This is a genomic window from Pseudomonas graminis, assembly GCF_013201545.1.
GTDB lineage: Bacteria > Pseudomonadota > Gammaproteobacteria > Pseudomonadales > Pseudomonadaceae > Aquipseudomonas.
Window position 1 is genome coordinate 1,376,821 of the sequence record NZ_CP053746.1, and the last position, 26,318, is coordinate 1,403,138.

At 60.7% G+C, this 26,318-nt stretch carries 29 protein-coding genes; 16 read left to right on the forward strand and 13 right to left on the reverse strand.

The window, feature by feature from the left end; translation table 11 throughout:
• The first annotated feature begins 2 nt into the window (after window positions 1-2).
• Entirely contained in the window at window positions 3-593 is a 591-nt protein-coding gene (locus tag FX982_RS06320; RefSeq protein WP_065991147.1) for a YggT family protein, read from the forward strand.
• A 61-nt stretch (window positions 594-654) separates the two neighbouring features.
• Here FX982_RS06320 and FX982_RS06325 read toward each other — a convergent pair whose 3' ends face one another.
• Window positions 655-1,650, reverse strand: a complete 996-nt coding sequence (locus tag FX982_RS06325) for an IS110 family transposase (protein ID WP_172610027.1) — start codon at window positions 1,648-1,650, stop codon at window positions 655-657.
• 744 nt (window positions 1,651-2,394) lie between these two features.
• Here FX982_RS06325 and metX point away from each other — a divergent pair.
• The 5 genes from metX to FX982_RS06350 all read left to right on the forward strand — a co-directional run bounded on the left by metX (window position 2,395) and on the right by FX982_RS06350 (window position 6,468).
• On the forward strand, window positions 2,395-3,534 hold the full coding sequence (gene metX, locus FX982_RS06330; protein WP_122624410.1) for a homoserine O-succinyltransferase MetX: 1,140 nt from the start codon (window positions 2,395-2,397) through the stop codon (window positions 3,532-3,534).
• Between the two features lie 7 nt (window positions 3,535-3,541).
• Entirely contained in the window at window positions 3,542-4,162 is a 621-nt protein-coding gene (metW, locus tag FX982_RS06335; RefSeq protein ID WP_122536395.1) for a methionine biosynthesis protein MetW, read from the forward strand.
• A 140-nt stretch (window positions 4,163-4,302) separates the two neighbouring features.
• Window positions 4,303-4,911, forward strand: coding sequence for an RdgB/HAM1 family non-canonical purine NTP pyrophosphatase (gene rdgB, locus FX982_RS06340; RefSeq protein ID WP_172612992.1), 609 nt, complete (start codon window positions 4,303-4,305; stop codon window positions 4,909-4,911).
• A complete protein-coding gene (gene hemW / locus FX982_RS06345; RefSeq protein WP_172610028.1) occupies window positions 4,908-6,122 on the forward strand; it encodes a radical SAM family heme chaperone HemW in 1,215 nt (404 codons plus the stop codon). The genes rdgB and hemW overlap by 4 nt, the downstream gene beginning before the upstream one ends.
• Before the next feature lie 22 nt (window positions 6,123-6,144).
• A complete protein-coding gene (locus FX982_RS06350; protein ID WP_172610029.1) occupies window positions 6,145-6,468 on the forward strand; it encodes a DUF3392 domain-containing protein in 324 nt (107 codons plus the stop codon).
• Between the two features lie 93 nt (window positions 6,469-6,561).
• Here the strand turns inward: FX982_RS06350 and FX982_RS06355 are convergent, their stop codons facing one another.
• The 5 genes from FX982_RS06355 to FX982_RS06375 all read right to left on the reverse strand — a co-directional run bounded on the left by FX982_RS06355 (window position 6,562) and on the right by FX982_RS06375 (window position 9,564).
• Complete coding sequence (locus tag FX982_RS06355; RefSeq protein ID WP_065991133.1) at window positions 6,562-7,002, reverse strand: hypothetical protein; 441 nt, start codon at window positions 7,000-7,002, stop codon at window positions 6,562-6,564.
• Window positions 7,003-7,209: 207 nt separating this feature from the next.
• Window positions 7,210-7,923 carry a tRNA (guanosine(46)-N7)-methyltransferase TrmB gene (gene trmB, locus FX982_RS06360; protein ID WP_172612993.1) on the reverse strand — a complete coding sequence of 238 codons (714 nt, stop codon included), beginning with the start codon at window positions 7,921-7,923 and terminating at the stop codon, window positions 7,210-7,212.
• A 55-nt stretch (window positions 7,924-7,978) separates the two neighbouring features.
• The gene (locus FX982_RS06365) at window positions 7,979-8,773 is read right to left on the reverse strand and encodes a thiazole synthase (protein ID WP_065991132.1); all 795 of its coding nucleotides are present in this window, start codon (window positions 8,771-8,773) and stop codon (window positions 7,979-7,981) included.
• Between the two features lie 67 nt (window positions 8,774-8,840).
• Window positions 8,841-9,041 carry a sulfur carrier protein ThiS gene (gene thiS / locus FX982_RS06370; RefSeq protein WP_172610030.1) on the reverse strand — a complete coding sequence of 67 codons (201 nt, stop codon included), beginning with the start codon at window positions 9,039-9,041 and terminating at the stop codon, window positions 8,841-8,843.
• Window positions 9,042-9,180: 139 nt separating this feature from the next.
• On the reverse strand, window positions 9,181-9,564 hold the full coding sequence (locus tag FX982_RS06375; protein WP_065991125.1) for a DUF423 domain-containing protein: 384 nt from the start codon (window positions 9,562-9,564) through the stop codon (window positions 9,181-9,183).
• A 75-nt stretch (window positions 9,565-9,639) separates the two neighbouring features.
• On the opposite strand from FX982_RS06375, the gene mtgA reads away from it, so the two are divergent.
• Window positions 9,640-10,350, forward strand: a complete 711-nt coding sequence (gene mtgA / locus FX982_RS06380) for a monofunctional biosynthetic peptidoglycan transglycosylase (protein ID WP_172610031.1) — start codon at window positions 9,640-9,642, stop codon at window positions 10,348-10,350.
• A gap of 259 nt (window positions 10,351-10,609) precedes the next feature.
• Here mtgA and rpoH read toward each other — a convergent pair whose 3' ends face one another.
• The 4 genes from rpoH to ftsY all read right to left on the reverse strand — a co-directional run bounded on the left by rpoH (window position 10,610) and on the right by ftsY (window position 14,838).
• Window positions 10,610-11,464 carry an RNA polymerase sigma factor RpoH gene (gene rpoH / locus FX982_RS06385; RefSeq protein ID WP_065991120.1) on the reverse strand — a complete coding sequence of 285 codons (855 nt, stop codon included), beginning with the start codon at window positions 11,462-11,464 and terminating at the stop codon, window positions 10,610-10,612.
• Between the two features lie 130 nt (window positions 11,465-11,594).
• Complete coding sequence (gene ftsX / locus FX982_RS06390; protein WP_172610032.1) at window positions 11,595-12,620, reverse strand: permease-like cell division protein FtsX; 1,026 nt, start codon at window positions 12,618-12,620, stop codon at window positions 11,595-11,597.
• Window positions 12,617-13,288 carry a cell division ATP-binding protein FtsE gene (gene ftsE, locus FX982_RS06395; RefSeq protein ID WP_037018829.1) on the reverse strand — a complete coding sequence of 224 codons (672 nt, stop codon included), beginning with the start codon at window positions 13,286-13,288 and terminating at the stop codon, window positions 12,617-12,619. The genes ftsX and ftsE overlap by 4 nt, the downstream gene beginning before the upstream one ends.
• Entirely contained in the window at window positions 13,285-14,838 is a 1,554-nt protein-coding gene (gene ftsY, locus FX982_RS06400) for a signal recognition particle-docking protein FtsY (protein WP_172610033.1), read from the reverse strand. Before ftsY ends, ftsE begins: the two co-directional genes overlap by 4 nt.
• A 278-nt stretch (window positions 14,839-15,116) precedes the next feature.
• Here ftsY and FX982_RS06405 point away from each other — a divergent pair, with 278 nt between their 5' ends.
• From FX982_RS06405 to FX982_RS06430, 6 genes are all read left to right on the forward strand, one after another.
• Entirely contained in the window at window positions 15,117-16,469 is a 1,353-nt protein-coding gene (locus FX982_RS06405) for a M16 family metallopeptidase (RefSeq protein ID WP_172610034.1), read from the forward strand.
• On the forward strand, window positions 16,466-17,962 hold the full coding sequence (locus FX982_RS06410; RefSeq protein ID WP_172610035.1) for a M16 family metallopeptidase: 1,497 nt from the start codon (window positions 16,466-16,468) through the stop codon (window positions 17,960-17,962). The genes FX982_RS06405 and FX982_RS06410 overlap by 4 nt, the downstream gene beginning before the upstream one ends.
• Window positions 17,962-18,582, forward strand: coding sequence for a 16S rRNA (guanine(966)-N(2))-methyltransferase RsmD (gene rsmD, locus FX982_RS06415; protein ID WP_122624404.1), 621 nt, complete (start codon window positions 17,962-17,964; stop codon window positions 18,580-18,582). The genes FX982_RS06410 and rsmD overlap by 1 nt, the downstream gene beginning before the upstream one ends.
• Window positions 18,566-19,582, forward strand: coding sequence for a hydrolase (locus FX982_RS06420; protein WP_172610036.1), 1,017 nt, complete (start codon window positions 18,566-18,568; stop codon window positions 19,580-19,582). The genes rsmD and FX982_RS06420 overlap by 17 nt, the downstream gene beginning before the upstream one ends.
• A gap of 67 nt (window positions 19,583-19,649) precedes the next feature.
• The gene (locus FX982_RS06425; protein WP_172610037.1) at window positions 19,650-20,378 is read left to right on the forward strand and encodes an AzlC family ABC transporter permease; all 729 of its coding nucleotides are present in this window, start codon (window positions 19,650-19,652) and stop codon (window positions 20,376-20,378) included.
• The gene (locus FX982_RS06430) at window positions 20,375-20,698 is read left to right on the forward strand and encodes an AzlD domain-containing protein (RefSeq protein WP_172610038.1); all 324 of its coding nucleotides are present in this window, start codon (window positions 20,375-20,377) and stop codon (window positions 20,696-20,698) included. The genes FX982_RS06425 and FX982_RS06430 overlap by 4 nt, the downstream gene beginning before the upstream one ends.
• An 18-nt stretch (window positions 20,699-20,716) precedes the next feature.
• Here the strand turns inward: FX982_RS06430 and FX982_RS06435 are convergent, their stop codons facing one another.
• From FX982_RS06435 to FX982_RS06445, 3 genes are all read right to left on the reverse strand, one after another.
• The gene (locus tag FX982_RS06435) at window positions 20,717-21,571 is read right to left on the reverse strand and encodes a sulfurtransferase (protein WP_172610039.1); all 855 of its coding nucleotides are present in this window, start codon (window positions 21,569-21,571) and stop codon (window positions 20,717-20,719) included.
• 63 nt (window positions 21,572-21,634) lie between these two features.
• Window positions 21,635-22,321, reverse strand: a complete 687-nt coding sequence (locus FX982_RS06440; RefSeq protein ID WP_172610040.1) for a TetR/AcrR family transcriptional regulator — start codon at window positions 22,319-22,321, stop codon at window positions 21,635-21,637.
• A 72-nt stretch (window positions 22,322-22,393) separates the two neighbouring features.
• Window positions 22,394-23,590, reverse strand: coding sequence for an MFS transporter (locus FX982_RS06445; RefSeq protein WP_172610041.1), 1,197 nt, complete (start codon window positions 23,588-23,590; stop codon window positions 22,394-22,396).
• A 147-nt stretch (window positions 23,591-23,737) separates the two neighbouring features.
• Between FX982_RS06445 and FX982_RS06450 the strand changes: the two genes are divergently transcribed.
• From FX982_RS06450 to FX982_RS06460, 3 genes are all read left to right on the forward strand, one after another.
• The gene (locus tag FX982_RS06450) at window positions 23,738-25,177 is read left to right on the forward strand and encodes a coniferyl aldehyde dehydrogenase (protein ID WP_172610042.1); all 1,440 of its coding nucleotides are present in this window, start codon (window positions 23,738-23,740) and stop codon (window positions 25,175-25,177) included.
• A gap of 306 nt (window positions 25,178-25,483) precedes the next feature.
• Complete coding sequence (gene coaD / locus FX982_RS06455) at window positions 25,484-25,963, forward strand: pantetheine-phosphate adenylyltransferase (protein WP_065991094.1); 480 nt, start codon at window positions 25,484-25,486, stop codon at window positions 25,961-25,963.
• 99 nt (window positions 25,964-26,062) lie between these two features.
• Window positions 26,063-26,314 carry a YfhL family 4Fe-4S dicluster ferredoxin gene (locus tag FX982_RS06460; protein ID WP_065991092.1) on the forward strand — a complete coding sequence of 84 codons (252 nt, stop codon included), beginning with the start codon at window positions 26,063-26,065 and terminating at the stop codon, window positions 26,312-26,314.
• The last annotated feature ends 4 nt before the right edge of the window (window positions 26,315-26,318 follow it).

The following is a 26,318-nucleotide window of genomic DNA, read 5'->3' on the forward strand; positions in this document are numbered from 1 at the left end:
TCATGAATGCACTCACCGGCGCCACGATTTTCGTCATCCAGACGCTCATCAGCCTGTACCTGACCATCGTTCTGCTGCGCTTTGTGCTGCAGCTGGTCAAAGCCAACTTCTACAACCCGCTCTGCCAGTTCGCCGTCCGTGCGACCCAGCCGTTGCTCAAGCCTATCCGGCGCATCGTGCCGAGCGTCTTCGGACTCGACACGTCCTCGCTGCTGCTGGCAATCGTCATTCAGGCGCTGTTAATGGCCTTCGTACTGATGATGACCTACGGCACCATCGGCGATATCCCGCACCTGTTGATGTGGTCGATCATCGGTATCACGTCGCTGCTGCTGAAGATCTTCTGGGTCGCGATGATCATCATGGTCATCGTTTCGTGGATTGCTCCGGGCAGCCACAACCCGGCCGCTGAACTTGCCTACCAGATCAGCGAACCGATCCTGGCGCCGTTCCGTCGTATCATCCCCAACCTGGGCGGCATGGACATCTCGCCGATCTTCGCCTTTATCGCGATTCAGGTGCTGCAGTCCTACGTCATGCCAGCGCTGGCGGCCTATGCCGGCATGCCGCAAGAGCTGTGGCGGTTGATCTGACAGCCGCTGCATGCAGCAAATGAGAATGCGGTAACTCTGACCGTAGATACTCTGTTCCCGATCAAGCTTTTTGCAGATGTTTTTCGCTGAAAAGCTTGGCCGTATTGAAGTCTTCGCCGCTGCGCATGCAAGCCCACAAACCTGTCAGGTATTTACGCATCACCGCGCAGATCGCTTGCATCTTACGTTTGCCTCGGCCCACCAGAGCCTCGTAAAAACCCTTCACATAGGGATCGCAGCGGATCGCAGTCAGCGCTGGCATGTACATTGAACAGCGTAAGTAAGCGTTGCCGCATTTGCTGAGCCTGCCAGGCTTGTCGATGCTCGTTCCAGACTGAGTCAGCCGTACATCCAGCCCTGCATGGCGGCTTACCTGGCCTGACTTCAAGGTCGTTGGCAGGGTCGCCATTTCGGCAAGCGCGGCCAGCGTGGAGACCTCGCCCATGCCGGGGGCCGCCAGCATATTATCGAACTGACCTTGGAGCACCGGACAGCTGGCAACCAGATCCAGTCCAGCCTTTCTGAAGCGTTCAATACGCTTGTCAAAGGCTGCGATGGCCTCTTCTTCGTCTTCGATCAGCAGTGCCGAGGACGTGTCAGTCGCCTTAAGCGCGTGCAACTCATTTTTCGCCTGGGTACGGTGGTCGACCAGACGATTGATGTGCCGGCCGATAGCCCGCAGCTCAAGCTGGGCGGAAGTTGGCGGAGTCCACAAGCTAGGCGTCATACGCTCGCCATATTCGGCAAGCAACTGGGCATCGATTGCATCCGTCTTGCTGTGCTGAAGCTTCAGCCTGGCAAAATTACGGGAGCTTTTCGGGTTAATCACCGACACCGGCAAACCCGCTGCACTCAGCTCTATCGCCAGATCCAGGTAATAGATACCGGTGGCTTCCATGACAACGCTGAGCGGTTTGAGGGCCAGGAGTTTCTTGACGGCAGCCTTGCGGCCTTTAGGTGTTTGAGCAATTACCCACGCGCCGGCTGATCGACCCTTATCGCGCCATCCCATAGCCGTCGTGCGTGAACCAACATCAAGACCGACGTGAATAGCCATGGCTTTCATCTCCAGAAAAACTGGGTAATGATGGCTCTGGTTCCCCTGACCTCGAACTTCATGCCGCTGCAACCTTGTAATGCGAAGTCCGACTTGTCGGCTTCTCGATACTCTACGTGGTGGGCAATGAGGCGGGGGGACCTCTCTACGGACAAGGTCAGGATTAACGTCTGCCTTAGGGACCGATCGGTCTCCCCCAGAACACATCTTTTTGGTTATGCATCCAGAAGACTAGCGAGTCTGAGCGGGTGTGTGAGAAACATACAAGACCGACGTGAATAGCCATGGCTTTCATCTCCAGAAAAACTGGGTAATGATGGCTCTGGTTCCCCTGACCTCGAACTTCATGCCGCTGCAACCTTGTAATGCGAAGTCCGACTTGTCGGCTTCTCGATACTCTACGTGGTGGGCAATGAGGCGGGGGGACCTCTCTACGGACAAGGTCAGGATTAACGTCTGCCTTAGGGACCGATCGGTCTCCCCCAGAACACATCTTTTTGGTTATGCATCCAGAAGACTAGCGAGTCTGAGCGGGTGTGTGAGAAACATACAAGGACCGGCTTCAGCCGGGAAGCTTTTGATCTTGGGGCGACGGCACCAGCAGCCGTCGCCCTTTTCCCGCCTAATGAATGTCGCGCCGGCAAAAATCCAAAGCGTTACCCTCCGCGAATTCAGCCATTTAGTTTGTTGCCGCACCCCCGCGCGATCTTTAGACTTACGCCTCATTTCAGCGAGAGCAGGTCGATGTCCACGGTCTTTCCCAAAGATTCTGTCGGTCTAGTCACGCCGCAAACGGCGCATTTCAATGAACCGCTGGCCTTGGCCTGCGGACGCTCGTTGCCTGCCTACGATCTCATCTACGAAACCTACGGTCAGCTCAACGCCGCCAAAAGCAACGCGGTACTGATTTGCCACGCGCTTTCGGGTCATCACCACGCGGCGGGCTACCACAGCGCAGAAGACCGTAAGCCGGGCTGGTGGGACAGTTGCATCGGCCCCGGCAAGCCTATCGACACCGATAAGTTCTTCGTCGTCAGCCTGAACAACCTCGGCGGATGCAATGGCTCCACCGGTCCCAGCAGCCTCAACCCGGAAACCGGCAGGCCCTTCGGCGCCGACTTTCCGGTGTTGACGGTCGAAGACTGGGTGCACAGCCAGGCGCGGCTTGCCGACCGGCTGGGCGTGGATCAATGGGCCGCCATCGTCGGCGGCAGTTTGGGCGGCATGCAGGCGCTGCAATGGACGATCACCTACCCCGAGCGCGTGCGGCACTGTCTGGCGATTGCTTCTGCACCCAAGCTGTCGGCGCAGAACATCGCCTTCAACGAAGTCGCGCGGCAGGCAATTCTGACGGACCCGGAATTCCACGGCGGCTCATTTCAGGAGCACGGCGTGATCCCCAAGCGCGGCTTGATGCTGGCGCGCATGGTCGGGCACATCACGTACCTGTCCGATGACTCGATGGGTGAGAAATTCGGCCGGGGCCTGAAGAACGAGAACCTCAACTACGACTTCCACAGCGTGGAGTTCCAGGTCGAAAGCTACCTGCGGTATCAGGGCGAGGAGTTTTCCGGGCGCTTCGACGCCAACACCTACCTGCTGATGACCAAAGCGCTGGACTACTTTGATCCGGCCGCCAACTTCAACGACAACCTCGCCGCCACCTTCGCCAACGCCAGCGCCAGGTTCTGTGTGATGTCGTTTACCACCGACTGGCGCTTCTCCCCGGCCCGCTCGCGGGAACTGGTCGATGCGCTGATGGCGGCGAAAAAGGACGTCTGTTATCTGGAAATCGATGCGCCCCAGGGCCACGACGCGTTCCTGATCCCGATCCCGCGCTACTTGCAGGCTTTCTCCAGCTACATGAACCGAATTGCACTCTGAGGACACCATGAGAGCCGACCTGGAAATCATCCAAGACTGGATACCGGCAGGCAGCCGTGTGCTCGACCTCGGTTGCGGCGACGGCGAATTGCTGGCCTGGCTGCAGGAGCACAAGCAAGTGACGGGCTACGGCCTGGAGAACGACGCCGACAACATCGCCCGCTGCGTGGCGCGCGGCGTCAATGTCATCGAACAGGATCTCGACAAGGGGCTGGGCAACTTTGCCAGCAACAGTTTCGATGTGGTGGTCATGACTCAGGCGCTTCAGGCCGTGCACTACCCCGATCGCATCCTCGACGAAATGCTGCGCGTCGGCCGCCAGTGCATCATCACCTTCCCCAACTTCGGGCACTGGCGTTGCCGCTGGTACCTGGCGAGCAAGGGGCGAATGCCGGTTTCCGAGTTCCTGCCGTACACGTGGTACAACACGCCGAACATCCACTTCTGCACCTTCGAAGATTTCGAAGAGCTGTGCCGGGGTCGGTCGGCCAAGGTCATTGATCGGCTGGCAGTCGATCAACAGCATCGGCACGGCTGGGCCAGCAAGCTTTGGCCTAATCTGTTGGGGGAAATCGGCATCTATCGCGTCAGCAGCCCGGGCTTGCAGGACCACCAGATTGCCGTGTGACCAGCGACTCAGGCAGGTGAAGCCCTGCCAGCCAGCGTCTGCACCGAAGTAAAGAGCCAAAGACAGCGACGCAAACCGGCTCAGCTTCAATCAGCAGATTTCATGCAGCAGATTTTCACGCAGCCGATTTTCACGGACTCATCATGACCCTCTCCCAGCTTGTACTGGCCAGCCACAACGCCGGCAAACTCAAAGAACTCCAGGCCATGCTCGGCGCGAGCGTTCATCTGCGCTCGATTGGCGAGTTCAGCACCGTGGAGCCCGAAGAAACAGGGCTGTCGTTCGTCGAGAACGCGATCCTCAAGGCGCGCAACGCTGCGCGTATTTCCGGTCTGCCGGCGCTGGCCGATGATTCAGGACTGGCCGTGGATTACCTGGGCGGTGCGCCGGGCATTTACTCCGCGCGTTACGCCGACGGTCAGGGTGATGCGGCGAACAACGCCAAATTGCTGGACGCCCTCAAGGACGTACCCGCCGAACAACGCGGCGCCCAGTTCGTCTGCGTTCTGGCACTGGTGCGCCACGCCGACGACCCGCTGCCGATCCTCTGCGAAGGTCTGTGGCACGGCCGCATCCTCACCGCCGCCAGCGGCGAACACGGCTTTGGTTATGACCCGCTGTTCTGGGTGCCGGAGCGCAACTGTTCAAGCGCCGAACTCACCCCGGCCGACAAGAATCAGATCAGCCACCGCGCCCGCGCCATGGCCCTCCTGCGTCAGCGTCTGGGGCTGAGCCCTGATCAACAATGACTCAGGATTCCACCACCCGGCCGTTGATTCTGGGCGCGGCCGGCTTCTCCTCTGAGCAGCCACGCACGCCCCTTGCCGAGCTGCCGCCGCTGTCGCTGTACATCCATATTCCGTGGTGCGTGCGCAAATGCCCCTATTGCGATTTCAACTCCCACACGGCGAGCCCGGTGTTGCCGGAGCAGGAATACGTCGACGCGCTGCTGGCCGATCTCGACCAGGACCTGCCCCACGTCTACGGCCGCGAGCTGAGCACGATTTTCTTCGGCGGCGGCACGCCCAGTCTGTTCAGCGCCGATGCGCTGGGCCGTTTGTTGCGCGGCGTGGAACAACGCATCCGCTTCGCCCCAGACATTGAGATCACGCTGGAAGCCAACCCCGGCACCTTCGAGCAGGTGAAATTCAGCGCCTATCGCGGCCTGGGCATCAATCGCCTCTCGATCGGTATCCAGAGTTTTCAGGAGGCCAAGCTCAAGGCCCTCGGGCGTATCCATAACGGCGATGAAGCCGTGCGCGCGGCGGACATGGCGCGTCAGGCGGGTTTCGATAACTTCAACCTGGACCTCATGCACGGTTTGCCGGATCAGTCCCAGGAAGACGCCCTCGGCGACCTGCGTCAGGCGATCGCCCTCGCCCCGACGCACCTGTCCTGGTATCAGCTGACCCTTGAGCCGAATACGGTGTTCTGGAATCAGCCGCCCACGCTGCCGGAAGACGACATTCTCTGGGACATTCAAGAGGCCGGTCAGACGCTGCTTCGGGAAAACGGCTACGCCCAATACGAAGTGTCTGCCTACGCACAGCCGCAGCGCGAAGCCCGGCATAACCTGAATTACTGGGGCTTCGGGGACTTTATCGGGATCGGCGCGGGGGCCCATGGCAAGCTCAGCCACCCGGACGGGCGCATCATCCGCACCTGGAAAACCCGGCTGCCCAAGGATTACCTCAATCCGGCCAAGGCCTATCAGGCTGGCGAAAAGCTGCTGCCACTTGATGAGATGCCGTTTGAATTTTTGATGAACGCTCTGCGCCTGACAAAAGGCGTGGACGCTGCATTATTTCAGCGCCGCACCGGTCTAATCGTCGATTCGCTCGCCAGCGCCCGTCTTGAGGCGGAGCAACGCGGCTTGCTGGAGACCGATCCGGCGCGGTTGGTGGCAACCGCGCGCGGCCAGTTATTCCTCAACGACCTGCTGCAGCACTTTCTTCTGTAAGGCTCAACACTAAGGACACTGAATGGAATTCGTACTCGACTTGCTGGCCACTGTCTCGCGCTGGAGTCGCAGCAATTTGTCGGAAATCGCCCTGGCACTGGTGGGCTGTCTGCTCATTCTGTTCGGAACTGACATCAAGGGCTGGATCGAAGGCCGCATCGGCGGCTTTGCCGGCGCCCTGCGCATTCCGATCATGGCGCTGCTCTGCACCGTCGGCAGTGGCGCTGCGCTGATTTATGCAACGCCGTGGGTCGTGCGCGGCCTGAGCCAGTTCAACAACTACAGCCTGGCGCCGGTGTTGCTGGTGGTACTGGTACTGATCGGGGTGGTGGCTGATCGGAAATAACCGGCCGGAAACGTAAAAGCGCCCCTGCCCGCGGGCGCGGGAGGGGCGCTCTCTAGAAATCACACTCCGCTGTTGCTGGGTGCGATCAGCCCATCAGCGAATGCTCTGGATGCTGCCTTTGTTGCCGGTCACTTTCACGTTCACTTGCTTGAAGATGAAGTAATCGTTGACGGTGACTTCGTAACGCGGCGCCACGATCAGGTCGGAACCGGACGATTTGACGGCCTTGAAGGCCGCGGCTGCCTTGGTGGAGGAGATCGGGTCCGGCAGAGGAAGACCCATGCCACCGCCGCTCGCGCCGCCGTAGGTCACGCCGTCCGCAAACTGCGTATCGCCGCCGATGTTCAACCAGCCGAACAGAACATTGGTGGACGACTCGCCGCTGATGGCTTCACCGACTTTGACGTCAGCCTTCAGATCAGTCTTCACGTCGCCGGACAGCGAAGCGCTTGGCTGGCTGACGTTGTAGCTGACACACCCGCTGGTGGTCGCAATCAGCGTGGCGATTGCAGCCATTTGCCAAAACTTGTTCATCTTCATTCCTCGTCATCAATATTGATATATGCAACGGCGGGGACTATGAAGATCAGAACTGAAAAGGGATGTCGGACGATTCCGAAGACCCTGTAGCTTTATTAGGAAGAAATCGAAGGGTGCGTCATACAAGGCGAACTGTTGGCTGAAATGCGCTGTAAAAACTCAAAAGCGGCCGCTACCGGGCCGCTTCTGGTCAAGAAGTGATCAGGCCAGCTTCTCGAACTTCAGGTCCCAAACCCCGTGACCGAGGCGTTCCCCACGGCGCTCGAATTTGGTGACCGGACGCTCCGCAGGGCGCGGAACGCATTTGCCGTCTTCTGCCAGGTTGCGGTAACCCGGCGCCACGTTCATCACTTCCAGCATGTATTCGGCATAGGGTTCCCAGTCGGTCGCCATGTGCAGCACGCCACCCGGCTTCAGCTTGGTGCGCACCAGCTCGGCAAATTCGGCCTGAACGATGCGGCGCTTGTGATGGCGGGACTTGTGCCAAGGGTCCGGGAAGAACAGCATCAGCCGATCCAGGCTGTTGTCGGCCACACAACGGTTGAGCACTTCGATCGCATCGCAATCATAAACGCGCAGGTTGGTGAGCCCCTGGGTCAGTACGCCGTTGAGCAAGGCGCCGACGCCCGGACGGTGCACTTCCACGCCGATGAAATCCTGCTCTGGCGCCGCGGCGGCCATTTCCAGCAACGAGTGGCCCATGCCGAAGCCGATTTCGAGGGTGCGCGGGGCCGAGCGACCAAACACCTGATCGAAATCCACCGGGGCGTCGGCCAGCGGAAGCACGAAACGCTCCTTGCCCTGATCCAGACCACGTTGCTGGCCTTCGGTCATCCGACCGGCGCGCATCACGAAGCTCTTGATGCGCCGGTGATGGCTGTCATCGCCTGGCGCTTTGGCGTTTTCGTCATTCATCACTTCATCGTCCGGAAGTGGGTCGGGCGTTTGCGAATCAATCATCAACAGGCTCTTACTTGATCAGACCATCCAGCGGCGAAGACGCGCTGGCATAGAGTTTCTTGGGCATACGGCCGGCTAGGTAGGCCATGCGGCCTGCCAGAATGGCGTGTTTCATGGCTTCGGCCATCAGCACCGGGTGTTGCGCGTGGGCGATGGCCGAGTTCATCAGCACCGCCTCACACCCCAGCTCCATGGCGATGGTGGCATCGGACGCAGTGCCGACACCGGCATCCACCAACACCGGAACTTTCGATTCTTCGAGGATGATCTGCAGGTTGTACGGGTTGCAGATCCCCAGGCCAGTACCAATCAGGCCCGCGAGGGGCATCACTGCGCAGCAGCCGATTTCGGCGAGCTGGCGGGCGATGATCGGGTCATCGCTGGTGTAGACCATGACGTCGAAGCCGTCCTTGACCAGCGTTTCGGCCGCCTTCAGGGTTTCGATGACATTGGGGAAAAGGGTTTTCTGGTCAGCGAGGACTTCCAGCTTGACCAGATTGTGGCCATCGAGCAGCTCGCGGGCCAGGCGGCAGGTGCGCACGGCCTCGATGGCGTCGTAGCAACCCGCAGTGTTAGGCAGGATGGTGTAGCGGTCCGGCGGCAGCACGTCGAGCAGGTTCGGTTCGCCCGGGTTCTGCCCCAGGTTGGTCCGGCGCACTGCAACGGTGACGATCTCGGCGCCCGAGGCTTCGATGGCCAGACGGGTCTGTTCCATGTCCGTGTACTTGCCAGTGCCGACCAACAGGCGCGACTGAAAAGTCCGACCGGCCACGGTGAACGGCTTGTCGCTGCGAACGTTGCTCATCTGAAATCCTCTTTACGGTTGAGGTTCTTGCAGTGCTTGCGGACCAGGCCCGCAGCGCGTCGAGGGGCTAGCCGCCACCGATGGCGTGCACCACTTCGACCTGATCGCCTTCGGTCAGCGCCGTGGCGGCATGCTGGCTGCGCGGAACAATGTCCAGATTGAGCTCGACGGCGACTCGGCGCCCGGTCAGATCCAGACGTGACAACAATCCCGCAACGGTCTCGCCATCGGGCAGCTCAAAGGATTCACCGTTCAACTGAATGCGCATGCGAGAGGGCAGCCATCATTTTAGGGGCGAGCATTCTAGCCCGATCGGTCGGTATGACCAAGGCAAAGCCACGCCATTCGTCTCAGGCGTGGCCGAGTGCTTGCGACGCGTCCGCGGCAGACGCGCGCTCCAGACGGGATTAAAGCGTGTCGAGTCCCAGGCGCCATGCCGTCCAGCCGAGAATCGCCCAGCCGATCAGGAAAAACAGGCCACCGAACGGGGTGATGATGCCCAGCTTGGTGGCGCCCGTCAGCGTCATCAAGTAGAGGCTGCCGGAAAACAGGATGATGCCCAGGGTGAAGGAGATCCCTGCATAGGTGACGAGCCGGCCCTGGATCTGCATCGCCAGCAGTGCCACGCCAAAGATCGCCAGCGCATGAATCAGTTGGTAGAGCACGCCGGTATGAAAGACAGCCAGGTACTCGGGGGTCAGACGGTTTTTCAGGCCGTGGGCAGCAAACGCACCAAGGGCAACGCCGGTAAATCCGAAGAAGGAGGCCAACATCAGAAAGGTTCGTAACATGTACAACTCCAGGCAAGTTCAATGACGCGTGGTCTGTATAATGGCCCGCTCAACCGGTTCGGCCAAGCCATCTCTATGCTGCAATTACTACTCCGTCGTGTCGCCAAAGGCCTGCTCTGGTTCGCAGCGGCAAGTGTCGTGCTGGTGCTGATTTTCCGCTGGGTCCCTCCTCCGTTTACCGCTTTGATGGTCGAACGCAAGATTGAATCCTGGTTTGACGGTCAGCCCATTGACCTGCAGCGCGACTGGGAGTCATGGGACCACATCTCAAATGACCTGAAAATCGCCGTCATTGCGGGCGAGGACCAGAAGTTCGCCGAGCACTGGGGTTTCGATATCGACGCCATTCAGGCAGCGCTGGTTCATAACGAACGCGGCGGCTCCCTGCGCGGGGCCAGCACGCTGAGCCAGCAGGTGTCGAAAAACCTGTTCCTGTGGTCGGGGCGCAGTTACTTTCGCAAGGGCCTGGAGGCTTGGTTTACCGGGCTGATCGAGGTGTTCTGGTCCAAGCAGCGCATTCTTGAGGTGTACCTGAACAGCGTGGAATGGGACGACGGTGTTTTCGGCGCTCAGGCCGCTGCGCAGCATCACTTTCATGTGAATGCGAGCCAGCTGTCCACACAACAAGCGAGCTATCTCGCCGCCGTCCTGCCCAACCCCCGGGAGTGGAGCGCCAGCCACCCCAGCAGCTACGTCGCAAGTCGCGCGAGCTGGATCCGCCAGCAGATGCGTCAGTTGGGTGGGGATGAGTATTTGATGGGGTTGAATCACAGTCGCAGGTGGTGAGCCCCAGTCTGGCTTTATAGCTTTCGTAGGACTGGCTTTAGCCGGGAAAGCGTTATGCGTCACGCCGCAAGCCTGATGGTGCTCAACCCGGCCTCTTCCCGGCTGAAGCCGGTCCTACTCAGAAACCGCGTCCAGCCTGCGGGATGGGCAGGGTCAGATTCGCGTTCACGCTGTTAGTAGTTTCCGCATCAGGCGCAATACACCCCACAAACAAAAACGCCCCGATCAACTCGGGGCGTTTTGGGTTTCAGCGCAGCGATCAGGCAGCGATCGACAGTTTCAGCTTGTTCATCGCGCTCTTTTCGAGCTGACGAATACGCTCGGCGGAGACGTTGTACTTCTCGGCCAGGTCGTGCAGCGTGGCCTTCTCTTCCGCCAGCCAGCGCTGATACAGAATGTCGCGGCTGCGATCGTCGAGCACGTTCAGCGCTTCGTGCAGGTTGGCCGTCGAGCTGTCAGTCCAGTCGGAATCTTCCAGCTGACGCGCCGGATCGTAACGATGGTCTTCCAGGTAGTTGGCTGGCGACTGGAAGGCGCTGTCATCGTCGGCTTCTGCCGCCGGGTCGAAGGCCATGTCGTGGCCAGTCAGACGGCTTTCCATCTCGCGCACTTCACGGGGCTCAACGCCCAGACTCTCGGCGACGCGATGCACTTCTTCGTTGTTCAGCCAGGCCAGACGCTTCTTCTGGCTGCGCAGGTTGAAGAACAGCTTGCGCTGAGCCTTGGTGGTCGCGACCTTCACGATGCGCCAGTTGCGCAGGATGAACTCGTGAATCTCGGCCTTGATCCAGTGCACGGCAAAGGACACCAGGCGCACACCCATCTCGGGGTTGAAGCGCTTCACGGCCTTCATCAGGCCAACGTTACCTTCCTGAATCAGGTCAGCCTGAGCCAGTCCATAACCGGAATAACTGCGTGCGATATGCACGACAAATCGCAGGTGGGCGAGCACCATCTGCCGAGCCGCCCCCAAATCCTGCTCATAGTAGAGACTCTCGGCCAGTTCACGCTCCTGCTCGGGCGTCAGCAGTGGAATGCTGTTAACCGTGTGCACATAGGCTTCCAGGTTTGCACCCGGGACTAAGGCATACGCAGGTTGCAAAGAATTGGTCATACGAAAAACCTCCGACACATAACTCGTGCAGTTCAGCACTGCGAAATTGACCGGGAACCGCTAGACAAGTTCCCTGAGCTGAAAAGTCAATAGGTGAAACAAAATTTACTAACGATGAAGCTACTCAACACTAACGAGGCGCCAACTCTCTCAAATGGCGTGCTACCGCAATCCACGCACCGATATACCCCAACAGCACCGCTCCAAGCAAGAGCGACGCGCCGTCGGACACTGGCACGCCGGCAAGGGCAAAATCGCTGCCGTACAGCCCGGCCAGTTTGACCACCGCATCGTTCAGCCAGTCTAGCCCAAAAGCCAGAACACCCCAGGAGAGCACCCCGGCGCCCAGCCCGTACAAAGCGCCCATATAAAGGAAGGGCCGGCGCACGTAGCTGTCCGTACCGCCTACCAACTTGATGACCTCGATTTCCGTACGACGGTTCTCGATGTGCAGACGAATGGTGTTACCGATGACCAACAGCAGTGCTGCGACCAGCAAAACCGTCAGGCCAAACACGAACCGATCACCCAGCTTCAAGATAGCGGCTAAACGCTCGACCCAGACCAGGTCTAGTTGTGCCTGCTGGACTTTGGGCAACTCGGCCAGCTGTGTACGTAATGCTTCCAGCGCGGCTTTGTCAACTTCCAGTGGTGTAACCAGCACGACACCGGGCAGCGGGTTTTCAGGCAGTTCCTTGAGCGCCTCGCCCAGCCCGGACTGTTTCTGGAATTCGTTCAGCGCCTCATCGCGGCTGATGTACTCAGCGTCAGCGACGCCGCCCATTTCCTTGATCTGACGAACAAGGCCTTCTCCCTCGCTCGGCGACGCATCCAGCTGCAGATACAGGGATATCTGCGCCGCACGCTGCCACGAACCGCCAAGACGCTCGACATTGCTTAGCAACAATGACAAGCCCATCGGCAAGCTCAGCGCGATGGCCATCACCAGACAGGTAAAGAAACTGCCGATGGGCTGCTTGCCGAGACGGCGCAGGCTGTCCAGCAGGCTTGAGCGGTGGGCCTCGAGCCAAGCGTTGAACAACTCACCGAAACTCGGGCCGTCATCGTCATCGCGTTTCTTTTTCTTTTGCGGCGCCGGGTCTGAAGCTTTGGGCGCTACGCGTTCGGAAACCTTGGGGCTGCGAGTGGCACTCATACGCCTGCCTCCCCGTCGCCGATCAGTCGGCCGCGCTGTAACGTCAGCATGCGGTGGCGCATCCGTGCGATCAGTGCCAGGTCGTGGCTCGCAATCAGCACGCTGGTGCCCAAGCGGTTGATGTCTTCGAACACGCCCATGATTTCAGCTGCCAGCCGCGGGTCGAGGTTACCGGTGGGTTCGTCTGCCAGCAGCAGGGCCGGACGGTGAACGATGGCGCGGGCGATGCCGACGCGCTGTTGCTGACCGGTAGACAAGTCACCCGGATACAGCTCGGCTTTGTCGGATAACGCAACCCGCTCAAGGGCCGAATCGACGCGCTTGACCACTTCGGTCTTGGACAGGCCGAGGATCTGCAGCGGCAGCGCAACGTTATTGAACACCGTGCGATCAAACAGCAACTGGTGATTCTGAAACACCACGCCAATCTGCCGACGCAAAAAAGGAATCTGCGCAGTGCTGATCTGGCCCAGGTCCTGACCCGCCAGCAGAAGCTTGCCAGTGGTAGGACGCTCCATCGCCAGCAGCAGGCGCAGCAAAGTGCTCTTGCCCGCGCCGGAGTGACCTGTCACAAATAGAAATTCGCCACGACGTACTCGAAAGCTCAGCTCATGCAGGCCGACGTGTCCGTTCGGATAGCGTTTACCGACCTGTTCGAAACGAATCATGGGCGCTCCCGCTCGGCAAATAGGGCTTGGACGAACGGCTCGGCTTCGAAGGTGCGCAGATCGTCGATGCCTTCACCCACGCCGATATAGCGAATCGGCAGGCCAAATTGCTTCGCCAGGGCGAAGATCACGCCGCCTTTGGCGGTGCCGTCGAGCTTGGTCAGCGCGAGGCCGGTCAGCTGGACGGTCTGGTTGAACTGTTTGGCCTGGTTGATCGCGTTCTGACCCGTACCGGCATCCAGGACCAGCAGGACCTCGTGCGGCGCGTCGGCGTCCAGCTTGCCGATCACGCGGCGAACCTTCTTCAGCTCTTCCATCAGGTTGTCTTTGGTGTGCAAGCGGCCCGCGGTGTCAGCGATCAACACGTCGATGCCGCGGGCTTTTGCAGCCTGAACGGCATCGAAAATCACTGAAGCCGAGTCAGCGCCAGTGTGCTGGGCGATGACCGGAATCTTGTTACGCTCGCCCCAGACCTGCAGTTGCTCAACCGCTGCAGCACGGAAGGTGTCACCCGCCGCCAGCATGACTTTTTTGCCTTCAAGCTGGAGCTTCTTGGCGAGTTTGCCGATGGTGGTGGTTTTACCCGCGCCGTTGACGCCCACGACCAGAATCACGAACGGCTTGTGCTGTGCAGTGATGACCAGCGGAGCTTCCACTGGCTTGAGCATTTCGGTCAGTTCATTTTGCAGCGATTTGTACAGCGCGTCGCTGTCAGTGAGCTGCTTGCGCGCCACTTTCTGCGTCAGGTTGCGCACGATTGCCGACGTTGCTTCCACCCCAACGTCCGCGGTCAGCAGCCGGGTTTCCAGCTCGTCGAGCATGTCGTCGTCGATGGCTTTCTTGCCGAGGAACAGGCTGGCCATGCCTTCGCCCAGGCTGGCGCTGGTTTTCGACAGGCCCTGCTTCAGGCGCGCGAAAAAACCAGGCTGCTTGGGTGCGGTGGTTCCTTCGAACGGAACAGGTGGCACGCTGGTTTCAAGAACGGGCACAGCGGCCGCGGCTGGAACCATCGGTGCTGTCGTCAACGGCGGCGTCAGCGAAGGAAGATCATTGCCGGAAACCGGATCAGGGAGTGCGACCGGGGTCGGCTCGATGGACGGAGCCACCTCGAACGACGTTGTGTCGATGACCGTCGGGTGAGCAGGCACTTCAGCCACAAAAGCGGCGGCGGATTCCACGTTGGACTCGGTGTGTGCCGGAATGGGCGGCGTGACGTGAGGCTCGCGCTCATCGGTGAAGGCGACGGGCTCTTCGGCAACGGGCAGGTGAAGCCAGGGATCTTCGATAGGGGCCGAAAGCGCTTCAATCGTAGCGGTTTGTGGCAAGGGTTGCGGCGCGTTTTGCGGCGCGCGCTCGGCCGGGATGGCCGGGGCGTTATGCTGCTCAGCAACCGCCGGGGCCTGATCGGGCACGGACTCTGGCGCTGGAGCGGGGGCATTCTGAGGCGGCTCGGGAGTGACTTCCTGCGGCTTTTTGCGCAGCCATCCGAACAGGCCTTTCTTCTCGCCAGCCGGGGCTGGGGTCTTCTTGTCGTCGTTGGAACCAAACATGGAGGACGGCTATCTCACGGTAACGACGCGCCAGAGCGGCGCCTCTGAAAAATTCTGTATGCGAAACAGACTGCTTTTATGTCCGCTTGTTCATAGGTTGCCCGCGTCAAATGATCGGACCTCGCCAGGCCGTCCTACACGCTAATTCAGGCCAAGTCTTACAAGGTCTGTTTACGGCTCGGACATCTTAGCCATAGTCGTCAGGCAAACTGGCCGCTATCCTAACACCCCCGCGCCCGCTGACGCTAAGCAGGCCGTCTCCAAGGTTCAAATCACGAATGAATGCTCTAGCCCGCTGTGCCGCAGGCCTGCTGCTCAGCACAATCTGTTTGCCCTTCGCCGCATCGGCTGCCGACCCTCAACCCACCACCGAATTCACGCTGAATAACGGCCTGAAGGTCGTCGTGCGTGAAGACCACCGCGCACCGGTCGTGGTTTCGCAGGTCTGGTACAAGGTCGGCTCCAGCTACGAGACGCCTGGCCAGACGGGCCTGTCCCATGCGCTGGAACACATGATGTTCAAGGGCAGCTCGAAGGCGGGACCCGGCGAAGCATCGCTGATCCTGCGTGACCTGGGCGCCGAAGAGAACGCTTTCACCAGCGACGACTACACCGCTTATTACCAAGTGCTGGCCCGTGATCGACTGGCGGTTGCCTTCGAACTGGAAGCCGACCGCATGGCCACCCTTCGCCTGCCCCCTGAAGAGTTCGCGCGGGAAATCGAAGTCATCAAGGAAGAGCGCCGCCTGCGCACCGATGACAAGCCGAACGCCAAGGCCTACGAGCGCTTCAAGGCCATCGCCTACCCCGCCAGCGGCTACCACACGCCGACCATTGGCTGGATGGCAGACCTTGAGCGCATGAAGGTCGAGGAGCTGCGCCACTGGTATGAATCCTGGTACGTGCCCAACAACGCCACGCTGGTGGTGGTCGGCGACGTGAAGCCCGATGAGGTGAAAGCCTTGGCTGAGCGCTTCTTCGGTCCGGTGCCGCGCCGGGATGTACCGCCGTCGAAAAAACCGCTGGAGCTGGCCGAGCCTGGCCTGCGCCAGATCACCGTGCATGTCGCCACGCAGATGCCGAGCCTGATGTATGGCTTCAACGTGCCGAGCCTGGCCACCGCCACCGATCCACAGTCAGTCAACGCACTGCGCCTGATTTCGGCCTTGCTCGATGGCGGCTACAGCGCGCGCATTCCGACCCGCCTGGAGCGCGGCGAAGAACTGGTCACCGGCGCGGCGTCCGACTACGACGCTTACACCCGTGGGGACAGCCTGTTCACCGTCAGCGCCACGCCCAATCAGCAGAAGAAGAAAACCCTCGCCGACGCTGAAGCCGGCATCTGGCGCCTGCTCGACGAACTTAAAACCAAGCCGCCCGCCAAGGAAGAGCTGGAACGGGTCCGGGCCCAGGTGATCGCCGGATTGGTCTATGAGCGCGATTCTATTACCAGTCAGGCCAGCACCATTGGCGAACTGGAAACGGTGGGCCTGTCCTGGAAGCTCATTGATGAGGAACTGGCCGGGTTGCAAAGCGTGACACCGGAAGACATCCAGAAAGCCGCCCGTACTTACTTCACCCGCGAGCGCCTTGCCGTTGCGCATGTTTTGCCTGAGGAGAAAGCCCAATGAGCCAGCGCAACGAATCCCGCTCTGCGCGAACGCGGGCCTGCTCATTCGCACTCGCCGTGACGTTTGGCCTGCTGGGCGCGGCGTCGGCGATGGCAGAGACCGCCGCGGATGCCCCTAAGGCCATCGACAAGGCCGCCAGCACGCTGGAGTCCCTGAAGGAGCTGGACGGTAAAGCGCCCGCTCGCCGTTCGCTGAACATTCAGTCGTGGAGTACCGCCGAAGGCGCTCGCGTGCTGTTTGTCGAAGCCCATGAGCTGCCGATGTTCGACATGCGCCTGCTGTTCGCGGCGGGCAGCAGCCAGGACGGCGCCAACCCCGGCATCGCGCTGGTCACCAACGCGATGCTCAACGAGGGCGTCAAAGGCAAGAACGTCAGCGCCATCGCCGAAGGCTTCGAAGGGCTGGGCGCTGATTTCGGCAACGGCTCCTATCGCGACATGGCGATCGCTTCGCTGCGCAGCCTGAGCGCCGCCGACAAGCGCGAGCCTGCGTTGAAACTGTTTGCCGAGGTGGTGGGCAAACCGACGTTCCCGGCGGACTCGCTGGCGCGGATCAAAAACCAGTTACTGGCAAGTTTCGAATATCAAATGCAGAACCCGGGCAAGCTGGCAGGCGATGAGCTGTTCAAGCGGTTGTACGGCGACCATCCTTACGCGCACCCAAGTATGGGCACGGCGAAAAGCATCGCACCTTTGACTTTGGCTCAGCTGAAAGCCTTTCATGCCAAGGCCTATGCCGCTGGCAACGCAGTCATCGCGCTGGCTGGCGACCTGACACGCGCAGAGGCCGAAGCGGTAGCGACCCAGGTTTCCGCCGCGCTGCCGAAAGGTCCGGCACTGGCACAAACCGTTGCACCGACCGAACCCAAGCCGAGTGAAACCCACATCGAGTTTCCGTCCAAGCAGACGCACCTCATGCTGGCTGAGCTGGGCATCACCCGAGGCGATCCTGAGTACGCGGCCCTGTCACTGGGCAACTCGATTCTCGGCGGCGGCGGTTTCGGCAGCCGTCTGATGACCGAGGTGCGGGAAAAACGCGGCCTGACATACGGCGTGTCTTCAGGCTTCACGCCGATGCAGGCACAGGGTCCGTTCATGATCAGCCTGCAGACCCGCGCCGAACTGAGTGAAAACACGCTCAAGCTGGTCAAGGACATCACCCGTGACTTCCTTGCCAACGGCCCGACCCAGAAAGAACTCGACGATGCCAAGCGCGAACTGGCCGGCAGCTTTCCGCTGGCGACTGCCAGCAATGCGGCCATCGTTGGGCAACTGGGCGCGGTCGGCTTCTATAATCTGCCGCTGACCTACCTCGAAGATTTCATGACGCAGTCCCAGAGCGTCACGGTCGAGCAGATCAAGACCGTGATGAACAAACATCTGGACGCTGACAAGCTGGTGATCGTGACTGCAGGTCCGACCGTCCCGCAGAAGCCACTGCCGCCCCCTACTGACAAACCCGCCGAGCAACCGCTCGGCGTTCCGGAGCACTGATGACCTCGACTTCCAAGCCGCCACGTATCCACAAAGGGCACAAAATCCACACGGGCCTCGGCCAACTGCGGATCATCGGCGGCGAATGGCGCAGTCGGCGTCTGAGTTTCCCTGACGCCCCCGGTCTGCGCCCGACGCCGGATCGTGTGCGTGAAACCCTGTTCAACTGGCTGGCGCCGTACATCGAGGGCGCGCGCGTCCTCGATCCGTTCGCCGGCAGTGGCGCGCTGTACCTTGAAGCCCTTTCCCGCGGCGCCAGCATGGGTCTGGCGCTGGACACCAACTCGATGGCGATTTCCAGCCTGCGCGAGCACCTCGGTACGCTGCGTTGCACGGTTGGCAAAACTGCGACAGGCGACGCCCTTCGCCATCTGGAAACCCAGCCGGCCGAACACTTCGACGTGGTGTTCCTCGACCCGCCGTTCCACCAGGACTTGCTGATGCCTGCGTGCACGCTGCTGGAAGAGCGTAACTGGCTGGCGGACAACGCGTGGATCTACACCGAAAGCGAAACCGCGCCCTCCACGCTGGGCATGCCGGCCAACTGGCGCCTGCACCGTGAGAAGAAGGCCGGTCAGGTTCACTACGCGGTGTGGGAACGCAGTGTCGTCGCGAGCTGACCTTCCCGGGTTTACCCCGGCGTTCGGCCTGGGCAACCCGCACTTGCAGACGCTGTGGGGACCGCTCTGGCGTCCGACCACTCACCTTGAGCGCCGGCGCGAGCGCGTCTGGCTTGAGGACGGGGATTTCCTCGACATGGACTGGCACGGCCCACACGACGCCACTGTGCCGGTCGTGCTCGTGCTGCACGGTCTGACCGGCTCGTCCAACTCCCCCTATGTCGCCGGGCTGCAGCACGCCATGGAAAAACGCGGCTGGGCAAGTGTCGCCCTTAACTGGCGAGGCTGTTCAGGAGAGCCAAATCTGTTGCCTCGCAGCTATCACTCGGGCGCCAGCGAAGACCTTGCCGCCGTGATCGATCATCTGCGCAAGGCCCGGCCATTGGCGCCGCTTTACGCTGTCGGGTATTCCCTCGGCGGCAACATCTTGCTCAAGCACCTCGGCGAAACCGGCCTCGACAGCCACCTGCAAGGCGCTGCGGCGGTATCCGTACCGTTTCGTCTGGACGAATGCGCCGACCGGATCGGGCTGGGCTTCTCCAAGGTCTATCAACGCCACTTCATGCGCGAGATGGTCGGCTACATCAAGGACAAGCAGAGGCGCTTTCAGCATGAAGGACTCAACGACGGCCTGGCAGAACTGGCGGCCTTGGGATCGTTGAAAGACATGCGCACCTTTTGGGACTTCGACGGGCGCGTGACAGCGCCGCTCAATGGATTCGTGGACGCCCATGATTACTACCGGCGCGCCTCCAGTCGGTACTTCCTCGGCGCCATCCGCACGCCAACCCTGCTGATTCAGTCCCTTGATGACCCGTTCGTGTTCAAACACAGCCTGCCTGAAGCCTCTGAGCTGTCGTCCAGTACGGAATTCGACCTGCAGAGAAAAGGCGGGCACGTGGGTTTTGTCGGCGGCACGATTAGAAAGCCGACGTATTACCTGGAGCAGCGGATTCCGGCGTGGCTGACGGACATCCATGGCGCGCAGACACACCGCTAACGCCTGCACGATCGTTCAAGACACGTATGCGCCGCCCGCATAACATCGGGACATAAGGAGAAAAACCATGTCCCGACATCAATTCTTCGTCCGCGGCCTTCGCGACAGCCTGCCGATGCTGGTCGGCATTGCCCCGTTCGGCATTATCTTCGGCACCCTCGCCGGCGTGGGCGGCCTGACGCTTTGGCAGGCGGTCGGCATGTCGATGTTCGTTTACGCAGGATCGGCGCAGTTCATCGTCATCAGCCTGATGGGCGCCGGGGCCGGCGCGGTGGTGATTCTGTTGACGACGTTCATCGTCAATCTGCGCCACGTGCTGTACAGCGCCACCCTGCAGCCACAGGTTCAGGAGCTGCCTCAGCGCTGGCGTTTGTTGCTGGCGTTCTGGCTGACGGACGAAACCTTCGCCATCGTTCAACGCCACTACCTGGTCCACGGCCGGACGCCGCTCGCGCATTGGTACTGGATGGGCGTGGCGAGCTCGCTGTACGCCTGTTGGGTGAGCAGCTCGCTGGTGGGTATGCTGTTTGGTCAGGCTTTTCCCGACATGGCCAGTTGGGGCCTGGAGTTCGCGATGCTGGCGACCTTCATCGGTATCGTCGTGCCGCTGCTGCGCAACCAACCGCAGATCGCCGCCGCGTTGGTCGCTGGCGCGGTTGCCCTGCTGACATGGTCGTGGCCCTACAAATTAGGGCTCATGGCCGCTGCCTTCTGTGGCATCGCGGCGGGGGTGTGTCTGGAAAGACGGCAGCCTGAAAGGCAGAACGACGTGAACCCGAACCAGGTACGCCCATGACGTACTGGTGGCTGATTCTGGGCATGGCCGCGATCACTTTTCTGATGCGCTACAGCCTGTTCGCCTGGCCGAACCTGCGTTTCCCGCCGCTGGTGCGCCAAGGCCTGCATTACGTACCCACCGCCGTGCTGACCGCCATCGTTGTCCCTGGCATGTTGCTGCCCGACGGCACGCACTGGCAGTTGTCCCTGGGCAACGCCTACTTGCTGGCCGGGATCGTGTCGATTGGCATTGCGGCATTCAGCCGCAATCTTCTGGCGACCATCGGCGGCGGATTGCTGGTGTTCTTCTTGCTGCGCTGGGCGATGGGCCAGATGTGAGGCACATACGCCGCGACCTTAGTCCCCGGTCGCGACGCCTCGCTGCGGATCATTGATCCACTCGCTCCACGATCCCGCGTACAGCGCCCCCAGCGGATACCCGGCGAGGGCCAAGGCAAACAGGTTGTGACAGGCCGTTACGCCGGAACCGCAATAAGCGACGAGCGCATGGGCAGGACGGCCTTGTAGTGCCTCGGCGAAGCGCTGCTTCAGTCGCTCTGCCGGGAGAAAGCGGCCATCCGGCCCGAGGTTGTCGGTGAATGCCGCGCACTGTGCGCTCGGAATGTGCCCCGCAATAGGGTCGATGGGCTCGACCTCACCCCGGAACCGCGCGGGGGCACGTGCGTCAATCAGCGTCATGGCGGGATCGCCGATGCGGGCCTGCAGTTGCTCGGCCGTCAGCACCATCGATTCATCTGGCACGCCGTCGAATGAACCCTCGGGTTGGTGCGGCGGATCAAGACTCAGCGGCAGACCCGCCCCATGCCAGGCCTTGAGCCCGCCATCGAGCACATACACGCCGTCGCGCTTGCCCAGCCACGCCAGCAACCACCAGGCTCGGGCGGCATACGCACCCGGGCCATCGTCGTACAGCACGATATCGCTGTGGTTGTTCACACCCCAGAACCGCAAGCGCTCGATCAGTGTCTGCGGATCCGGCAGCGGGTGGCGACCTGTCACACCCTTGGTGATGGCACCACTGAGATCATTGAGCAAGTCAGCGTAGGAAGCGCCTTCGATATGGCCCTCTGCGTAGCTGCGCTGGCCGTAGTCCAGATCGTCCAGCGACGAACGACAATCCAGTATCACAAGCCCGGGCTGGGTCAGGCGTTCTGACAATTGTTGCGGGCTGATCAATTGCGCGATGGACATGACAGGCTCCTGCAGGCAGTAAAAAAGGGCGATATGACAATCGAGTGAGACAACCGGGCCGATTCAGCCAGCGTCTTCCAGTGCCTTGGCCAACGGCACGTAAAACTCCGCGCACAGCGTATTCACTGCTTCCCGCGCCTGGGGCGTGACGTAGGCCAGTTCCAGCATCAGCACCTGATAAACGCCGCGACGTATCGCGTCCTCATTCAGGTGAGCGGCGTTTTCCCGGGTGGTGCACAGAAAACGCACCCAAGACGTGAGGATGATCCACGCATTGAGCGTCAGCGATTCGATCTGGACCTTGTCCATGCTCAGAATCTGCGCGTCGACAAAGCCGCTGTAAATGGACATCGCCTTGATCAGGCAGTGTTGAGAGAAGCGTCGATAACGCACCGCCAGCTCAGAATCGGTTTCAAGCAGGTGCTCGAGGTCGCGGTGCAGAAAACGGTAGCGCCACATGCCGTCGAGAATCGCCATCAAGTAATGGCGCTTGTCTTCGACACCCGGCAGACGGCCCTTGGACGGGTGCAGAAAGCTGTCGACCAGGGTTTCGTATTCGGTGAACAACTCAGCGATGATCGCCTGCTTGTTGGGGAAGTGGTAGTACAGATTGCCGGGCGACATTTCCATGTGCGCAGCGATGTGATTGGTGCTGACGCTGCGCTCGCCCTGCTGATTGAACAGGTCCAGGCTGCAATGCACGATGCGTTCACGTGTGTTGATGCGTACGGTTTTGATGCGCGGCGCCATGTTCAACTCGAACGTCGAAATGTAACAGGAATGTGCCGGATCTTAACGCAAGCGTCGGGCCCGTTGCAGACTTCATCGCTCCACGGCAGTCGCCAGCCTGAGCCGAACCACCGCTGCCACACCCACCCCGAGCACGCCTGCCGCCAGCGCGTTGATCAAAATGACGCCGCGCAGCCCGATTGGCGCCGTCAGCACGCCGACCAGCAGACCGGCCAGCGGTTGCGACAAGTTGTTCAGCAGCGTGATGACGCCCACGGTCTTGCCGAAGTCGCGCTCCGGGATGACCCGCTGACGGATGCTGCGCATGTACACGTTGAACATCTTGTCGAAGCCGACGATCAGCAGAAAGCCGACGAGGTAGACCTCGGATGACGCACTGGTAGCGGTAATGAATGCACCCAGCAGCAAGGCGATATATGACATCGCACCGAGCAGTTTCAGCGGCAGGCTTATCCGCGCCAGGACAAACAGAATCGCGATGGTCAGCAAGGCGCCCGCCGCCTGGAGGCCAGCGTAAAAATCTTTGCTCTCGCTGAATGAGCCGATCATCATGGCGGCGGAGCTGGCCAGCGTGACACCGACGATCAGGTTGACGCCGACGGCAAGCAAAATGATCTTCTGCAACTCGGGCAGCCGGCGAATATGCCCGAAAGCGATTTTCAGTGGCTGAGTCCAGATGTCGGCGTGTTGATCAAAGCGCTCCAGCATGACATCGCTGTTGCGTTGCCAGACGCGCATGGCCAGATCCGCCGCGACGAAGACCAGCGCCACACCGATGACGACCCCCCACCACGGGCAGATTTCCAGCGCCAGCGCCGCCAGCAAAGGGCCGAGCACCAAGCCGGTCTGGTCGGCAATCTGAGAGTAGGACAGCGTCTTGCCGTAGCGGTAATCCGGGAAAATGTGCGGCATCACCACCTCACGGGCCATGATTCCCTGGGTGGTCAGGACGCCGCATATTGCCGACAGACCGATCAGCCAGCCGATGCCGCCAAACAGGCCGTACAGCCCCATGGCGACCAGGCAGATCAAGGCGCGATATATCTGGCTGATGTGCAGCAGCCGGATGGGAGAGTGTTTGTCGCAAAGCGCGCCGCAAATGGGGAATGCAAGGAAGCGCGGCAATGTCTCGACGAAGAACGCAAGCCCTGCCAGTGACGCGCTGTTGGTGCTCTGGAACACAATCAACGGCACCAGAAACAGGAGAACCTGATCGGCGAGGCGCGAGAGGAACAGGGAAAGAAAAAACGCCAGATAATCCGTGCGCATTGAGACTCCGTGTCAGGTGATGCAGGGCGCCAGTTCAGTTTTTTGCCCGGACAGTCTGGCGTGCGCCTGCGAGCGAATGCAAGCACCGTTGACTTCGTAGAGCAATGACTCTAAAAGCACTGCATAACGTCAATCAGGACCGCTGCGATGCCCGTCGAATCCAGTCTTCTGCCATGTGCAGACGATGCCCCTCCCCTTCGCAGCAGCCTGGAGCAGGTATTCGACGAACAACGTCGCGCATTCGCCGCCAATCCGATGCCGACGCTGCAAGAACGCAGGCAATGGCTCGACCGCCTGCACACGCTGCTCAGCACCGAGCGTCAGGCGATCATTGACGCGATCAGCGCTGATTTCAGCCACCGCAGCGCCGATGAAACGCTCCTCGCCGAGCTGATGCCCTGCCTGCACAACATCCGCCACGCCCAACGTCATTTGAAGAAATGGATGCGGCCTTCGCGCCGAAGCGTCGGCCTGGCGTTCCAGCCCGCCAGCGCCAAAGTCGTTTACCAACCATTGGGGGTGATTGGCGTGGTGGTGCCGTGGAATTACCCACTGTATCTGGCCATCGGGCCGCTGGCGGGCGCGTTGGCGGCGGGTAACCGCGCGATGCTTAAGCTCAGCGAATCCACGCCCGCCACCGGTGCCTTGCTGAAAACCCTGCTGGGGCGGGTGTTTGCGGAGGACCACGTCGGCGTTGTGTTGGGCGAGGCAGAGGTTGGTGCGGCCTTCTCCAGACTGCCGTTTGATCATTTATTGTTCACGGGTGCCACCAGCGTCGGGCGGCATGTCATGCGCGCGGCGGCGGAAAACCTCACGCCCGTGACGCTGGAGCTGGGCGGCAAATCCCCCGCCATCGTGTCCCGCGACGTCCCGCTCAAGGACGCCGCCGAACGCATCGCTTTTGGCAAAACCCTTAATGCCGGGCAAACCTGCGTAGCGCCCGACTACGTTCTGGTGTCCAGGGATCGCGTTGACGAATTCGTCGAATCCTACAGGGAAGCCGTCGCGCGGCTTTATCCGACATTGACGGATAACCCGGACTACACCGCCATCATCAATCAGCGGCATGTCGCACGGCTGAATTCGTATCTCGCCGACGCGCAAACCAAGGGTGCCCGGGTGGTTCAGCTGTTCGCCGAGGGGCAGGACCGCAGAATGCCGTTCAGCCTGATTCTGGATGTGAGCGACGACATGCTGATCATGCAGGACGAGATCTTCGGCCCGCTGCTGCCGATCGTACCCTACGACCAGATCGAGCACGCGTTCGCCTACATCAATCAGCGTCCAAGGCCACTGGCGCTGTACTACTTCGGCTACGACCGACATGAACAGAACCGCGTGCTGGAGCAGACGCATTCGGGCGGCGTCTGCCTGAATGACACCCTGCTGCATGTCGCCCAGGACGACTTGCCTTTCGGCGGCATCGGCGCGTCGGGCATGGGCCAATACCACGGGCACGAAGGGTTTCTGACGTTCAGCCATGCCAAAGGTGTGTTGATCAAGCAACGATTCAACGCCGCACGGCTGCTCTACCCGCCCTATGGAAAGGCAATTCAGAAGCTGATTCAGCGACTGTTCGTGCGCTGATGGGCTTGCGAATTCTGACTGACCCAACGCACTTGGCCAGCGGGGCTGGCTGTGGAACATTGTGGGACCGGCTTTAGCCGGGAAGGCGTCTCGCGTCACACCGCTAATCTTATGGCGCCCACACGGGCCTCTTCCCGGCTGAAGCCGGTCCCACTATTTGAACGCGATTATCCTGTAGAACTGGCTTTAGCCAGGAAATCGTCGCGCGCCACACCGCAACGCCCCACTACATTCTTCAGCAGCTTGGCCGGTCCATTGCGCTGCGTTACCATCCAGTCCCCAACGAACTCCGACCAGGACGACGCGATGAACCGAGTGTTGTACCCCGGCACCTTCGACCCTATCACCAAGGGTCATGGCGATCTGGTCGAGCGCGCCTCGCGCCTGTTCGATCAAGTGGTCATCGCCGTTGCCGCCAGCCCCAAGAAAAACCCCCTGTTCCCGCTGGAGCAACGTGTCGCGCTCGCCCGCGAAGCGACCAAACACCTGCACAACGTGGAAGTCGTAGGATTTTCGACGCTGCTGGCGCACTTTGCTCAGGAACAGAACGCAAATATCCTGCTGCGCGGCCTGCGCGCGGTGTCGGATTTCGAGTACGAATTTCAGCTCGCCAACATGAACAAGCAACTGGCCCCTGACATCGAAAGTCTTTTTCTTACGCCGTCCGAACGCTATTCGTTCATTTCATCTACGCTAGTCCGGGAAATCGCCGCATTAGGCGGTGATATCACCAAGTTCGTACACCCCGCCGTGGCCCAGGCGCTGAGCGAACGCTTCAAAGCCTGAGGCCTTGCGTCGAGGTAAGGTGCATACCGAGCGCTAATGCGGCACAATTCGCCGCATTCGTTTTGATATGCCTCGGTGTCGACCGTGGCAGGAGTATCCATGTCCCTGATCATCACCGACGATTGCATCAACTGCGACGTCTGCGAACCCGAGTGCCCGAACGAAGCCATTTCCCAGGGTGAAGAGATCTACGTGATCAATCCCAACCTGTGCACCGAATGCGTCGGCCACTATGACGAACCGCAGTGCCAGCAGGTCTGCCCCGTGGATTGCATCCCGCTGGATGAAAACCATGTGGAGAGCAAGGACGAGCTCATGGCCAAGTACAACCTGATCACCAGCAAGGCATAACCGA